Here is a 14,801-nt window from a genome sequence, read left to right as displayed (position 1 = left end):
TTGAGCAGGTGTAGGAGATTGTGAAGCCTGGGTGACTACCTGCATCACGCAAGCCTTCAAACGCGGTAATACTGATCACAAAGCGCGGAAAGCCAAAAACCGCCTACTCGCCTGAAAAGTCGGGTAGGCGGTCAGTGAGCCTCAGTCGAACTGGGGCAGGGTGGGTTCAATAGGCAGGAGCAGGGAGGTGAATCCCCTGTCTGCCGACGTGATGATCCAGAGCTTCTTCGCCGCTCCAACGTCAACGTCGTATCGCGAGAACAGGCTGGCGCCGGTCAGTACCGCCCGTTCGTTTTTCAGTCTGTCCGCCCCAGGTAGCTCTCCCCAATCACCACAAAGGTGACGGTCCAGATAGAGCGCTATGTCCAACAGACCTTGTTGAACGAGCGCTTCTACACCAAGGGTCATGACGACTTCACCGAGAGCAAAGAGCTCTCCAGGAATCCGCTTCTCAAGCGCCTCGGCTTCATGCCTGAGCATGAGCGTCAGCACATGCCGTTCTGCTTCCGTACGGTCTACTACCAGACGCAGATCCAACAGAGCCAGTGCCGATCGCTCACCCGTAAAGGGAAAGCATTTGTGGCTGAAGTCAAAGAACAATGGCTCATCATCCCAAGACTCCTGAATGATGGCATTGCGAACGGCCTGAAGCACTGCAGTCAAGCGAAAGCCCTGTTCGGCGATGTTCAGTGGCTTCGCTATGTAAACACTCTCATGCCACGCCCTCGGCGTAAAAACGATAGGCAGGTCGAGCAGCGCATCTTGTTGCGGTGTCGGTATATCTAGTTTCATAGGTCTCTCCAGGAAAAGCCCAAAACGGAGAGACACTGCGCCCGGACGGGGAGTGTTCCCCGCATGGGCAGAAATGGTGGTGTTTCAGAGCAACGTAGACAGTGCCCACGTCTTGAAGCGTTTAAACCACAGGTCGAAACCTGCCGGTAGAGTGGTGAGGCAATGTGTCAGAGCGGCCATTCTTTAACAACATAATCGAAAACAAGCTTTCCTACTGGAATAACAAAGACTAAGAAAACCACGCCGAGCTGCCAGTAGACAAGGGTCAAGCTTTTATCAACTTTTGCAGTTAACTCTGTAATGGATTTCTTCAGATCGCTGCCTTGCTCCTTGAGTTCAGTACGAAGCTGGTTACCTTGCTTTTCCATGGCAAGCCGGAACTCGCCTCCTTGTTTTTCCATTGCAAGTCGAAATTCGCTGCCTTGTTCTTTGATCTCAGCATGAAGCTTGCTGCCTTGTTCCTTCATCTCAGTACGGATCGAGCTGTTTTGTTCCTTCATTTCAGCGCGAAGCTCGATCCCTTGGGTAACTATCGCTTGGCTGAGCGTGTGTATCTGCTCGCCATGGGTTTTGACCGTGTCGCCTAGCTCTTTGATCGAGCCACGCAGCTCTCGACCTAGATCGACGGTTTTTTGGATCAGCAGCTTTTCCGCTCGTACCAGATCGGATTTCGTTGCTGTGTTTCGCACTTCGGCCTCCCAAGCCTCTACGACGGCTTTGGCTTTTTCCGGTGGTACGCTGATGGCTGACAGCGCGTCAAATACAGCCATAGATATACTCATGGTGTCTCCTACTCAATGGATACGTGACAAGGAGACACCACCTGACGGTAGGTCTCCGTCACGGTGGGGTTGGGGCATTCGATCGGCGAGGGTGTCGACGACTGTTCGCGCTTCCGAATGCTGGGCGAACTAGGGATGATCAATGTGCTATCTGCACACCGTGGCCTCGAAGATCACGACCACTTGGGAAGGTGCTGCCAACGACAGCTAACCAGACCCAATCATCGATTCAAACTCACTGGGTGAGATAGTCAGCCGCTTCCGGTGGTGCTGTGGGAAATGGACAATTTAATTGTGCACAGATATACGCTCACCGGGCACCGTTACTCGGGGAGCAGAGGGCGCTGTTATCTATTGGAAAACTGCGCGATCTTTGACGCATTCCTAAAGAAAACAGTCGCCTCACAATTGACGCATGCTTTTCATTTTGGATGAAGCGCCTTTTCTGACAGCTGATCCTTCAGGGAAGCACTACATAATTAGGGGCACCATAAAATTGAGCGGCTGTAGAGCGGAATCGTTCGGTGAGTCACTGGATCGGTTTCGTAGGTTCACAGAGGAAAGTGGACGTCGGCCGTTCAGTGATCACCGTCTATCGCACCTGGAAGCGATAACCATAACAGGGAGAAAAACAAATGGACTTGAGTCCTGATACCACTGGCGATACAACCTACACGGTCCAGCTCAAACTCAGCGCGGAGCAATTGAAAAGCCATGGCTTTCTGTATGAGCTGGCCTGCCGTATGGAGGGCTGGGCAGGTGTCGAGATACTGAGTGTCCAGCGCAATGCCTATCGTGAAAACACATAGAGCCCAATGGACTATCGGGCTTGAGGACGAACGGCTCGTCAATGAGGCCGTTAAAAAACCATGGAATGGTGGAGGTACACGTGCACCCTTTGAATCTGGCAATCGCCTTTCAAGTTTTGGACAACATCAAAAATGGTCAACTGCGCAGCTGCTTGGCTATGGGCTTCGAAGAGAAAGATCTGCAAACCCTGATTGATCCTTGCAGCATGGGGACTTTGGTGAACTCACCGGTTCCCTGGTTCAAGGTCTTCGTGGACAGCACCATCGTCCACCGCCTGTTGGCCCATGCCAGCATTACGGATGAAGAGGACACGATCCGTCGTGCGATCAGGTTGGGTGCAAGCACGCCCATGATCACTGAGTTGTTTGGTTTGCCCGCCAAAGAAGTCGCCGTCTGGCGCGACATGCTGGGGATTCCCCATCGAAAGGGGAGCTGGCCCCAGGTTCGCTCTGAAGAAGAGCACCTCCTGTGGAAGCACTGGGTCCGACTGACGAAAGAGCAGGGCACGAACGTGCGGGACCCACGATCCATCCTGAAGGTGACCATGTCGATGACCGAGTGCGAACCCACCTTGAGCCTGACCATGGTCTGGAACCTGGTCCAGCGTTGGATCGCCGACGGGCTGGTGTGAGGGCCTGAGGATTCGATAACCGTTACGGAAATTGCTGCAGGTCTGGTGAGAGGACCGTAACTCCCCCTCACCAGACTTGCAGCAAGAGCCGCCCAGTCTCACCGTCGCCACGACGCGCGCGAAGGCGATGGGAGGCGCGTGCGGCGGACGCTTACACCTGTGCGAGCTGATCGATGAAGGCACCCGCCGCCTTGCCAGCAAGGTGAAATGATTTGAACTCAATGCGCTCCTTGTAGAGAATCGCCACCTTTGTGCCGAAAGGAAGCGCGCGATGAAGTTCGAAGGGACTTTTCAATACATGGGCAATCACGGGATCGTCTTCAACGTCTCGCAGATCACGCTCACCGACAGTGAACGCGGACGCCTGCGCGAGCTGCATTTTGGCGAGGCAAAAAGCGCCCACTATGAGGTCAACAGCAAGGTCGTCGAGGTGTACGACAAGATGCTGGCCAAAAACCTGCCGTGCGTGATGATGATCGGCATCTCCAAGCCGTTGACCCGGCAACAGGGCGATGCCCTCAACGCCCAACGCACCACGATCGCCAACCTTGCAGGCATGGCCTTCACTGCCGCCGCCAAGGCCGTGGCCCCCTCTTACGTGGCGATACCTGTAGGGGCCGGTGTGCGCACGTATGCCAATGAAATCCTACCCACCTACCATGCTGGCGACGTACTGGTCAGCATCGAGGCGCAGGTCAACGGCGGTATCGGCCCGCAACGCACCCTCTCGACATTGATCATCAAGACTTGACTGGAGACGTACATGTCCGACATTACTCAATTGGTCATTGCCTTGGTGGTGTCCTTTCTGCTCGATCAATTCCTCAAACCGTATCTGCTACGCAAGTGGCTAGGAGTGGTGTTGGTGGCGGCGGGTGCGGTTGGCTGCGTTGTGGCAGGTCAGACCCGCTTGTTGGGGTTTGATCTGGGGTTGCTGTCGGTTTTTGCCGTGGCGATGGGGATGGGATTGTTCATGAAGCGGCGGCGGTTCGAGCAGATGGATTGAAGGGATGATCGGGAGAATTGAGTGTGCAGTGGCACCTCTGGGGTTTGCCCTCGATTCAGATCTGATTTGTACGGCAGGGCCACATGGAAAATGAACCTGACCATGGTCTGGAACCTAGTCCAGCGTTGGATCGCCGACGGGCTGGTGTGAGGGCTTGCTGATTCGGTAACCGCCCTTTGAGACGGTTACCGTTTTGGTAAGAAAAGCGCGCTCCCCTTACCAGACCATCTTCAGCAAACGCTGCCGCAGGTCCACTTCAGTCAGGCCCGAAACCCTCGAAGCTTTTCCTCCAACGCTGAGTCCACTCGGCGTTGCGCCAACTCAATCAGATGAACAATGCCCATGGCGACCTTGCGGTTTGAGCCTGTGAGGTTGTCTGCATGATCGTAGGCCATGGCCGCGGCTGATTCGAGAATGGAACAGGCATCGACGAGGGCTTGCTCCCAAAGGTTTGGACTCGCGACGTTGTCAGGTCGAGAGCGTTTGGATGTGGAGGGCTGCGGAAAAATGTAGTGCGCCAATGCTCGATCGACGGCATCAGGGGTGAGGTCTAATGGGCTGGGTGTCGCCGGCGGGTTGGGTGTGGCTTTGAACATGATGGAGCTCCTGTGATGGGCTACCACCGCCTGCTGTCAACAGGGAAGGGTGGCAGCTGTACGTAGGTTGACAGACCGGACACAGGTACCCGGCGCACCCGAAGATGCCCTGCGCACAGCCGCCATAACAAACACGCACGACAGGCTCGCGCCTGCAATGGTGATTGGGGCGCTGCTTGCGCCTGTGAGTATCGGTCTGTCAAAACCGGTCACCGAATGGGCGGTGACGAAACGCAGACTAGCCACCGAAAATAACGGGCGCAAGCGGCCAGGATTTTCTAGGAAATTTCACTCGATGGAAAGCGAGATGTCTTGCTGGCCATAGCAAATCACCGTGGAGAAACGTTCTCTCAATCGCCCACGGAGCTTCACACCCTTTCCACCGTTCACCCAAAAACTCATTGATCCTGGCTGTATGGGGACTTTGGTGAGTTCGCCTGTTCCCAGGTTCAAGGTCGTTGTGGAAGACACCGTCGATACCCGTTGTTGGCCTATGTCAGCAATACGGATGAGGAGGACACGATCCGTCGCGCGATCAGCCTGGGCGCGAGTACACCCATGCGGTTGACTCAAATCCGAACGCTCCCTAGGATCGCCACCAGTAAGCCCATTCATCGGACATCCGGACGTCTGATTCCTATGCGAAGCCCTCTGTTACTGCTCTCCCTCGTGACCCTCTCGTCCTTCGCCCATGCCGACCTGGCTGGCGTCTGGAAAGGCACTTTAGGCAAAAGCCCCATCACTGTCTGTTTCAACGCACCGCCTTTCGGGGGTGCCAGTTACTACTACCAACGCTTCCTGACGCCCATTCAACTGACCCAGAGCAAGACGGGTGAGCCATGGGTCGAGGCAGGTAATACCGGCATCTGGCGGTTGGATGCACCACAGGGCGATGTGTTGACCGGGGCGTGGAGCAAGAGCCAGGACAGCCAGCCAGCTCCCTTGCACCTTGAGCGCATCGGCACTTCATCAAACGATAGAGACTGTACCAGCGATACCTATAACGACCCAATCGACGCCGTGCCGCCGGCAGCCAAGATCGAGAAAAAAAGCTTCCAGGACCACCCCTATCAGGTGAAGACCCAAGGTGCACAAGTCACCTTGAAGCTTGAAGGGGATGACCCGGCCATTGCCAAGATCAATAAGGACTTGGCACGCCTAGCGATCAGCCCAGAAGGTCAAAAAGATTTTTACCAAGAACGGCGCAACTCCCTGGGTAACAGTGGCGGGGTCTTCACCAGTGAAATCCACGTCGAGCCCACGTATTGGTCGTCGCAATGGATCACCGTCCACTTCTATCGCTGGACCGCCGGTTACGGCTTAAACGGTAACAGCTGGGGTCGGCACACCTGGAACCTGAAAACCGGTGAAAGCGTTGACCCGTGGTCTTGGCTGGGTGGACGCTACGAGTGGCATGATCCTTACTACGGCAATATCAAACTGCCCGCCAAGTTCGGCGCCTGGATGGTAAAGCAACCCAAGGGGGCCGAGGATCAGGTTGAGGCCGAAGGCTGCCACGCCCCCAGCTACTCCGACTCGGACCTGACATTTGATACTCAGGGCATAAAGCTCTCGACGCGCGCCACGGGCGATGGTTGCGACGTTGAGCTGAGCTTTAGCTGGGACCAGTTGCAGCCAATCCTGACTGCCGAGGGCAAGGCGGCACTGCCCAGTTTGAAAATGCCCTGAGGCCTCTCCACCCAGGAGGCGTCACCCGGTACGGAGGAGGGGCAGCGGGGTTTACTCGCCCCCGCTGTTTTCGCTGATGAAATCCAGGCGCTGGCTCATCCACTGCCGAACGATTTCCCGAGCGGCCTGTTGTGCCTCGTCCGCCGATAAACCACGCTCGTGCTGTAACCAGGTGCTGGTCACCTGTCGGGCGGGTTCAACCGCAGCCAAGGCCTGCTGACGCTGTTTTTTCGGCCAGGACTTGTCGTCGGTCCAGTCACGCACGTTCTGTTCGGGATCATCCGCTTTTGCAGCCGGCGCCTTGAGAAAGTCCCGGGGAGACACCGTAGCCCGCAGCGCCATCAAGTGCCATTCGGCATAGCTGGCAAAGCGAATGGTGCCGGCATTCCCGCTCGCCGCAGACAGCGCTTCGTTAAAGCTGCCGCTCAGTTGCTTCCAGGGACCTTGTTCAAATAGGTTGCCCTGGGGTGCGCAGATCGGCGCAAAGGTGTCTCGGGTAGAACCGTAGAGCGAGCCGAAGGCGTCGTAGGCAGCCTCACCCTGGCGCGAGAAAACAAAGCAGTGCACATAGGCGCGCTGGTCGGCGAAGAATGCGTATTGTGCCCGTTCGATCATCATGCGCAGCAGCGTCAACTCGACCCGGTCGCGACTCACTGACTGATCATTCTCAATGTCGCTAAATACCGAGCGCGCAAAGTCATCGTCAGCCAGTGCCTTGAGTACCTGCTGGCGACTCGCTTCGGCTTCTTCTTGCGTCACCCCGCTGGCCGGCTCAAAACGATGCAGGTAAACCAGCCAGGCCGCGGCTAACTCACTGCTCGGATAACGCCTCAGCCCTTGCGCCGCCTCGGTCGGGTGGTAGGGAATGCTGGCGATGGTCGCGTCCAGGGCCGCCGTGTCCGGCTGAGTCAGCGTACCCACCTCGATCACCCGCTGGCTCAGCAGCGGTTGCAGGCAGGCAGCCAGTTTGTCCGGTTCAGCGGCGCAGGCGTTGCGGGCTTTCAACCAGGTACGCTGACCAGTGCGTAAGGCATCGCGCTGATCGGGTGCCAGCTTGGTGATTGCCCGGTTGTAGTGCGCACTGAGGGTGCTGTCCAGCTCGCTCAATTCGGGATTGGCACAGATAGCTCGCTCCACCGGTGTCGAGGCTTTCTGGCAATCGAAGGACGCCGCCACGGCAGGCGTGCCCACATTCATCAGCAATCCGACAATCATCAATATTGAACGCAGGGGGTGTACGGGGCGGGCCATGGTGTTCCTTGGGTGGGTTCCTTTCCAAGTGAACATTGTGCCAAGACCGCTGATTCCACGTCCATCGGCCGTGGTGTTCATGACGACGCGACGTCAGCTCATAAACGGGTAGCAGGTCGGGCCAGCAAGCGGTGGGATATATCAGCCCGGTGTCAAACTCAGGCCTGAGGGGCACGATGGGCTTGCGAAAGCCCACAGTTGATCGCAGCAAAGGTCTGAATGATTTAGGCGGCTACTCACCTAGCCGAAGCCAGGCACTGTGCTACTTGGCACTTCAGTACTTCCGTCAAGAGAAGTCATGTTGTTGGTAGTGAACCTCACAGAAGATCGACCTCTTCGGGCTTGAGCCAACCAGCCTCGATCACTCGCTGCTTAGCTATCCCAGGCTGAGCGGTGTAAACCACAATCGCGAGACTTTCTTCGGCTCGGCTGCAAGTGACATAGAGCAGACGACGAGTGCGAGCCAAGGAATCATCTTTGCCCTCACGTTGATTTTTTACGTCGCCATCAGAAGCTGGTTTGACCCCCAAGAGCTTGTCGTAACTGAAAAGGAAACCGCCCGCTTCTTCGTCATTGAGGATGACCATCACCCTGGGGAACTCCAGCCCCTTCACACCTTGGTGCGTGTCAAAGGGGGATAGCCCCTCGGTATAGCCAGCGAACGCAGCCATTTCCGAGAAGGGACGCCCCAGTAGAACCTGGTATGCATGGGTTTCTAATGCATCACGATCCGATGTATCGGGAGGGTCATCAGTTGTGGTACCCAGCAATAGAGCTGTTACAAGGCGATCAGGAAGATCTAGTAGGCCTGTTTCGAACAGGGCATGAGCGACGTCCCCTATCAGGGGATCATTGTCATTGAACAGTTCACACAGCGATTTAGTAGCGTCTCCTGCTTTCTCAAGCAAGGCTAACTGGTCAGGCGCCTCTTTCATGGATTTAGGGTCGATAAGCGGAGACTGAAGCCGTACAGCTTCCATGAGGCTGAAATTGTCCGTCTTGGCAGCTTGAAGAATAGGGGTTACCCGTTCGAAGAACAGTTTCAAGATTGGCAGGGTTCCGTCCAGTAGTCCCGTCCGCAGGTGCTCAACCCCATACAGCGGCGTGAACACACCCTCGAACCCCATCCGACGTGCAGCCATCTTGTGTTCAAGGATCAGTGTCTTTCTTCCATCCTTACCAGATGCCCATTGAGCGTCGCCGGTGATAGCTGCCATGCGGTGTGAGATGTCTTCCTCCAACCCGAAACCTTGACCTGGAGTCTGTAGGGTGCAAAACATTCGAACCGTACCTTCTATGGCGTCGGGCTTTGGCGTTTGCTGATGATTGTCTGCGCTTGCACGGATTACGTTGATAAGATCAACCACCCGTGTTGGACAGCGACGGTTCATACGTTTTTCGGGTACGGCCCAGTCTCGAGGAATCGCTTCCTCCAAGTGCACCTTTCCATCGTTGTAGATGCGCTGCATGGTATCGCCGAGAAGCCCGATGCAGAACCGGTCAGGGATGAGGGATTGTGCTCGCAGAAAAGCGTCCATGAGCGGCCCGTAGGTATCTTGGCTCTCATCGATCAACAGTACCGGGTGCAGATCTGCCATAACGTTTAGCAATGGAGCCTGTTGGATAAAAGCAGCAGCCATTTGAATGACTTCACTATGGTTTAGGGCCTGCCTACCGCGATTGTCGCCAGTAGGGCTGTAAGTGAATGTCGATATCTCATTCAGGGAATCGAGCCGACGAACTTTGCTATCCCTCGAAGCTTGGTTTGCTAGAAAGGTCTTGTTTTGCCCTCGGGCCTTTCCGAGTTTTTCATTAAGCTCCTCGATGTCTTCGGTGAGTTTGACTCGAAGCCACTCACGAATGTCTTCATTGAAGCCCTGAATCATCCGCCAGGAGAAGGCGTGGATGGTTGACACAACCACCAGCGGATCGTGTTCAAGACGGCGGGAAATCTCCTCGGACGCCGCATTGGTATAGGTGATGATCGCAATTTGACGTCCTTCAAAAGTCAGTCGTTGCCGCTCCCTATTCTTTAGATTTTTCACTGCCTCGACCAACGAATAGGTTTTTCCAGAGCCAGCGCCGGCGTATAGGAAAAAACTCTTCGGATGATCGAGATTCAGACAGTCCTGAATAATCTGGTCGGCATCTGGAACATCATCCATAGCAGCTTCTGGCTGGTGGCTCATGGCGTCACCTCGACAATCGCTGATGGGATGACCAATAGTTCTTTGCTTTTTCTTTCGAGCTTGGACTGCAACCACGTCAGGCCTTCATGGATATAAGTCGGCACTGCCAAATGGGAGAAATTAGAGTCGCCGAGAACGTGCAAGGCGAACTCAGCCTTATCACCATCCTTGAGCTTGGTGAACAGCTCTGCGCCAAGCTCGAGGGAGGTCTCAGCTTCACGTAGCGCCTTGGAAAAGGATCGCATCAGCCCGCGTCCTGCTTTGTCAGCAAAATGATCAATGTTGCTCAGCACGAGGCTGTCTTCAAACGTATTTGGTAATGCTTCGACGTCCATCCCTGTTTTGGGTAAGCGAACAGTAATGGGTGTTTGATAAGCGATCCTGATCGAAAACAGATCGTCAATCTGCTGAGCTTTACTGTCGAAGGGCAGATCCAGTAGTGAGTCCACATCATGTCCAAGGCCTGCTGCTCGCATCCAATGGCGCACTGTTGGGTTGTTAGTGGATTGGTCTTTCTTCCGCTCGACAGGTTTGCCGACCTGATGGAGACCGGCGTCCAAGTCGGTTATCACCAGAGTAACGATACCCAATGCATCAATCAGAGGCCGAAGACGATGCGCGTGGCTTCCCCCAATGTCCAAGATGGTGATGTAGCACTGGTCAAGGAAGCGGAAGTGTTGCCTCAAAAAATGAGGAAGTAACATGCGCTCAGCGGCCCCCTCGACCAGGATCACCGCATCCGCAAAGAACAGGTCGGCATGTTGGGCCCGAAGGTAACGGGTAACGAATTCCTTCGTTTGATTGGGCTTGCCGAAGACTGTACTAAGGTTCGACACGGTAGAGACCGGGATTGGTACCCCGGCCATGCCAGACGGGAGTCTGCGGAAGTACCTTAGGTTTTCGTAGTCAATCTCATGAGCCACATGGCTGGAGTGAGAACTGACCATTAGCTGTGTCCTGAGGTTGGGGTACTTCGCTAACAGTGGGTCGCTGCACAGCACATGGTAGGCGTGTTTTACGAACGCTTGCTGAACCTGGACGTGCAGGTGAGCCTCTGGTTCCTCGATGAGAACCAAGTGGATAGGCTCAACTCCAGTTGCGCTCTGCTCTTCAGGACTTCTGTACTTCTTAAGCCATTCATCTCGAAACGCCATCAATCGGAATATCATTGAGATGAGGTTTTGGTAGCCCAGCCCGTTAGACGTCTCGGGAAGTCGAAGAGGTGGTGCGCCAGGCGCTCCTCCCACGGAGTCCAGTTCAAAAAGGACAGCCGCTTCGTGGTTCATTCCGTCGGTAGGGGCGAGGCGGGTAGCAACTCGTATGGACGGATCGGAGTTATTCGGATAGCCCAAACCGGCCACTTCTTGGAGCGCAGGCGCGAAGCTCGTGCTTAAGCGGGTGTCAAAGGCAGTTTGAGCGGCCTCGATTGCTCTGAGCGCCTCCAAATCTGAAACATCCGGGCTATCGCCTGGATCTAGGTGCCTGCTGTAGTACGCTCGCAATTGCTCCGAGAGCTTCCTGCCCGATCCATGTCCTCCTTCCAAGACGCCTTCGTCAGCGCTGTCTCCAAAGCCGCGCTGCGCATTGATTTCGTGGACTCGAATCAGGTCTGTTAATGGGTTGCGCTCGAGAGGCGTTGCAGTGGCCGCAAGCGGTTGCTGGTTCGCTTTACGAGTTGCAGGATCTGGGGCTCGTAGCTGCTCTGGATCAAGTCGGTACCATCGGATCTTGAAGATTTTACCAATTCGCCGATTCAGGTAGTCATGCAAGTTCTGCGGCCAGAGAGGAAGCGAGGGTGGCTCCACCCCTTGGGCTGTCTGTTTCTGAATTTCTTGTCGAAGCAGCCTCACTCGTGCCCGCTCTTTACGGTAATCAGCGAACAGAGTTGGCATGTCATCCGGCTCCAAGCGGAACCGCATTCCGACATGGCCACCTTTCCACGCGAAGTTAGGAATGAGATCACGGATGTGGTGAAGCTCACCCTGAGACGCTTCGAGCCATACATCAAGTGTTGGCAGCCAATCCGTCCAGTCATTTGCCACGGGGACTGGGAAGCTATCATCTGCAGCCTCCCAGGCTTCGCCGATTGCATCAATAGTGACGAGGTGGCACAGCGTCAGATCTTGCAGTCTGAAAACTGATGCTTTAGATAGAAGAAACTTGCGTAAAGCCAACATTGCTGACGACTTGCCGCTGTTGTTGGCTCCCACGAGCAGGGTGGTCTGAGCTGCGAGATCGATTCGTACAGACAGTAGCTTGCGGAAGTTTGCGATTTCCAGATGCTGAATTTGCATACTCTCTTCCCTGATGACTGCTCAGCGACTGAGCGCCAAGCTGATAGATGCTGGAACTCTAGCTGAGCCAGCCCAGCACTCCAACCACTGTGATGGAATTTCGCCATCATTGGTGCATTGCTAATTCGAGGCGCTCACAGGGTGATGGGACGCTGCATCGTTAGTTTTCGAAATATCTTGATAAGGTTTGGGTCAAGGCGGCAAGTGTCGTGGTGAACTGATCTCAGACAGTACCTTGAGTTTCTGATCCCGGTCTGAGCAGGTCTCAGACAATTGCTTGTGGTGGCTGACACGGCTTTCATATTCAAGTGAAAATGAACGGGAAGCACTGCTTCCCGTTCTTCTAGCGTTTAAGAGCTATCAGCCGCTGAAGCTGATCGCCTGCTCATCCAGTACCGAATCCATTCTCAGCTGTGCCAGCTCAATCAAATGCACCACACCCATTGCCACCTTACGGTTCGAACCGGTCTGGTTGTCAGCGTGTTCATAAGCAGTGGCCGCAGCGGATTGCAGAATCGAGTAGACGTTGGCCAGGGCGTCTTCCTGATGCCTGGGTTCATTCAGGTGATCGTGCAGCGTGGTGACAGGGGCAGGTTTTGATCCCGCGCCCGGGCCGAGGTTGTAGTGAGACAAAGCCCGGTCGGCGATACGAGGATCGATGGTTTCAACGTTGGGTATTGCAGGCGGATTGGGGGTTACTTTGAACACATTTGCACTTCCAATGTTAAGTGGAACTGCCAGTTATCGCTGCTAAACGAAGAGGTGGCAGCTGTACGCAGGTTAGCAGACCGGAACATTGGGAACCCGGCGCACCCGTGAGGATGCCCTGCGCACAGCCACCATAAAGCGGAGGCAAAAAAATAGCGCCCGACTAGGGTGGCGCTGTGCGCCCAATGTTTATTTCCAGGCTGCTAAACCTGATCACTGATGAGCAGTGACAGTCGAAGCCTAGCCGCGAGATTGGGCGCATACAAGCGGTCCGGATTTTCTAGGAAATTTCACTCAATGGAAAGCGAGTTGTCTTGCTGGCCTTAGCAAATTACGACCAAGAAACGTTCGTTCAACTGCCCACCGAACCCTGAAAAAGCTGCCCACCGTCCACCCCGCGCCAACTTCAAACCTGAAGGTCACCGTGAGCTCTCGAGCGGCGGCGATTCCTGCTGAAAAATACCCACTGTTTTTGCGAATTCCCCTACGCATATGTCTCGTATCCATCTGCGAAGCTGAGGGCCTGCAGGCCAGTAACGGCTGCGGGTTCTTTGAAACGTTGTGCTGAGCTTCGGGGTGGATGAAGCAGCAGACGGGCTACCAGTGACGTATGACTATGGAGAGATTTACGTGGCAGACATGGACAGTAGAGCCGCCGGTAGCATCGCAGGTGTCGTCATCAGTTTTGTTCCCATCAAGGGGTACGGTTTCATCAAAGGGGAGGACAGGGAGCAGTACTTTTTCCACCTTGATGACGTCGAAGGTCGAGCGCCTCTGGTGACTGGGCAGAACGTCACGTTCATGCCGACACCTTCTGCCAAGGGCTCGAAGGCAAAACGTGTGGTTCCTGGACCTGGCCCGACAGACATTTATGTTGAACCCTACGATTTCGTCTGGTCCAAAGCCGGCCCACCGAAAGGCATGAAGAGGGTACTGATCACGGGTAAAGGCTGGAGCGAATCCAGTGACCTCAACAAGGCCCGCCAACTGCTGATCGAGACCGCCAGGCTGTGGGGGGCGAACGCTGTGTTACATGTCACCCAGTCCAGATACACGGAAGAAGAGGGCGGCTCCAACTACAAATACACGGTGCACCGGTTCGACGCCGAGTTGGCTGTCGTGAAGGTGATCAAAACCACCTCTGATCCTGAGCTCATTGCGGCCTCGCAGGCACAGATGCAGACGTTGAAGGACTGGTGGGCACGATGCAAAGCACAACACAGCAGCGAAGGGGACGGGCCTTCTGCTGCCCGTCGTGGATCGTCCTATCGGCTGGGCTTCTGTCTGGGGCGGTTCTCTGGCCGCTACCAGAGGGCTGAGGATGACTGCATGGACTGGCTACTGGACAAGGGCGTGCCCACGGTTCTGGCCGACGTCTTGAAGATGTCAGTGAGGCTGATCTTTCTCGGCTGTTTCTTGTATTTGGCGCTTTGGATAGTGCCTTTGATTCTTGGGCTCTTGGTGCTGATGGGCATTCTGAGAGAGGATCCTAACTGCGGTGCAGAGAGAGTTGACTCTGAAGTGGAGGAGCCCTGCCCTGATCCTCCATCGATCTATTCGACCACGCAACGGTAAGAAACTTGCGGTCTCAGGGGCCGCAAGGGTGATCCCCTTCAAAAGCCTCCCTATTAAAAGGCCAATCCGTCAGCATTTGCCGAAAGTCCCTACAGGCTCTTCTGCGGCTCATCTGCAAAGCTGGTCCGAACACGTACGGAATCTCAACGCGAGGTCAGCAGCATGGCAGCCGAAACGAAGAAAAATGGATTTTTCTATCTCGTGGGTCAATGGATGGGCAGGATATCTGCTAGCTATCTGAAATATGAGAAAAGGGCGGCTACCTGGATGGGTAAGAAAGGTTCGCCGCCGACATTGAATACTTTGGTTTTTTTTGTGGCTAGGTTGGCCTTGATTGGAGGCTTCCTGTATTTGGCGTTCTGGGTCGCGCTCTTCGCTATAGGTCTTTTGTTCCTCAAGGAAGTGCTAATAAATGATTCGGATTCTGGTGAGGAAGTAGAAGGAATAGTAGGTTTTGATGGTGAGGAGCTTTTTCCTG

14 protein-coding genes are annotated in these 14,801 nt (G+C 55.0%); 7 read left to right on the top strand and 7 right to left on the bottom strand.

The features are described 5' to 3' along the window. Positions 1-141: 141 nt before the first annotated feature. Both M5C56_RS17060 and M5C56_RS17055 read right to left on the bottom strand, forming a co-directional pair. The gene (locus tag M5C56_RS17060; RefSeq protein WP_247263244.1) at positions 142-792 is read right to left on the bottom strand and encodes a hypothetical protein; all 651 of its coding nucleotides are present in this window, start codon (positions 790-792) and stop codon (positions 142-144) included. A 167-nt stretch (positions 793-959) separates the two neighbouring features. After that, positions 960-1,574 carry a hypothetical protein gene (locus tag M5C56_RS17055; RefSeq protein WP_247263245.1) on the bottom strand — a complete coding sequence of 205 codons (615 nt, stop codon included), beginning with the start codon at positions 1,572-1,574 and terminating at the stop codon, positions 960-962. 635 nt (positions 1,575-2,209) lie between these two features. Here M5C56_RS17055 and M5C56_RS17050 point away from each other — a divergent pair. The 4 genes from M5C56_RS17050 to M5C56_RS17035 all read left to right on the top strand — a co-directional run bounded on the left by M5C56_RS17050 (position 2,210) and on the right by M5C56_RS17035 (position 4,021). Beyond that, positions 2,210-2,383 (top strand): hypothetical protein, encoded by a 174-nt coding sequence (locus M5C56_RS17050; RefSeq protein ID WP_178129929.1) that lies wholly within the window; start codon positions 2,210-2,212, stop codon positions 2,381-2,383. Between the two features lie 80 nt (positions 2,384-2,463). Continuing rightward, complete coding sequence (locus tag M5C56_RS17045; protein WP_103496989.1) at positions 2,464-3,015, top strand: DUF2857 domain-containing protein; 552 nt, start codon at positions 2,464-2,466, stop codon at positions 3,013-3,015. Positions 3,016-3,286: 271 nt separating this feature from the next. Next, a complete protein-coding gene (locus M5C56_RS17040) occupies positions 3,287-3,766 on the top strand; it encodes a hypothetical protein (protein ID WP_103496982.1) in 480 nt (159 codons plus the stop codon). A 12-nt stretch (positions 3,767-3,778) separates the two neighbouring features. Then, the gene (locus M5C56_RS17035) at positions 3,779-4,021 is read left to right on the top strand and encodes a hypothetical protein (protein WP_103496983.1); all 243 of its coding nucleotides are present in this window, start codon (positions 3,779-3,781) and stop codon (positions 4,019-4,021) included. Positions 4,022-4,281: 260 nt separating this feature from the next. Here M5C56_RS17035 and M5C56_RS17030 read toward each other — a convergent pair whose 3' ends face one another. Next, positions 4,282-4,617: a hypothetical protein gene (locus tag M5C56_RS17030; protein ID WP_103496984.1), complete on the bottom strand. Its 336-nt coding sequence runs from the start codon at positions 4,615-4,617 to the stop codon at positions 4,282-4,284. A 639-nt stretch (positions 4,618-5,256) separates the two neighbouring features. On the opposite strand from M5C56_RS17030, the gene M5C56_RS17025 reads away from it, so the two are divergent. Next, the gene (locus tag M5C56_RS17025) at positions 5,257-6,306 is read left to right on the top strand and encodes a hypothetical protein (protein ID WP_103496990.1); all 1,050 of its coding nucleotides are present in this window, start codon (positions 5,257-5,259) and stop codon (positions 6,304-6,306) included. Positions 6,307-6,357: 51 nt separating this feature from the next. Here the strand turns inward: M5C56_RS17025 and M5C56_RS17020 are convergent, their stop codons facing one another. The 4 genes from M5C56_RS17020 to M5C56_RS17005 form a co-directional block, all read right to left on the bottom strand. Continuing rightward, the gene (locus M5C56_RS17020) at positions 6,358-7,557 is read right to left on the bottom strand and encodes a lysozyme inhibitor LprI family protein (protein ID WP_103496985.1); all 1,200 of its coding nucleotides are present in this window, start codon (positions 7,555-7,557) and stop codon (positions 6,358-6,360) included. A 317-nt stretch (positions 7,558-7,874) separates the two neighbouring features. Then, positions 7,875-9,746, bottom strand: a complete 1,872-nt coding sequence (locus tag M5C56_RS17015; protein WP_103496986.1) for a UvrD-helicase domain-containing protein — start codon at positions 9,744-9,746, stop codon at positions 7,875-7,877. Further along, positions 9,743-12,040, bottom strand: coding sequence for an AAA family ATPase (locus M5C56_RS17010; protein ID WP_103496987.1), 2,298 nt, complete (start codon positions 12,038-12,040; stop codon positions 9,743-9,745). Before M5C56_RS17010 ends, M5C56_RS17015 begins: the two co-directional genes overlap by 4 nt. Before the next feature lie 360 nt (positions 12,041-12,400). After that, positions 12,401-12,748: a hypothetical protein gene (locus M5C56_RS17005; protein WP_247263246.1), complete on the bottom strand. Its 348-nt coding sequence runs from the start codon at positions 12,746-12,748 to the stop codon at positions 12,401-12,403. A 576-nt stretch (positions 12,749-13,324) separates the two neighbouring features. Between M5C56_RS17005 and M5C56_RS17000 the strand changes: the two genes are divergently transcribed. Beyond that, complete coding sequence (locus M5C56_RS17000; protein ID WP_247263247.1) at positions 13,325-14,323, top strand: DUF3742 family protein; 999 nt, start codon at positions 13,325-13,327, stop codon at positions 14,321-14,323. Between the two features lie 162 nt (positions 14,324-14,485). Continuing rightward, a partial coding sequence (locus tag M5C56_RS16995; RefSeq protein WP_247263248.1) for a DUF3742 family protein occupies positions 14,486-14,801 on the top strand: 316 nt, incomplete at its 3' end.

This window comes from Pseudomonas sp. MWU13-2862, assembly GCF_023242495.1.
Lineage (GTDB): Bacteria > Pseudomonadota > Gammaproteobacteria > Pseudomonadales > Pseudomonadaceae > Aquipseudomonas > Aquipseudomonas gingeri_D.
This window is presented reverse-complemented; position numbering and strand designations above follow the sequence as displayed.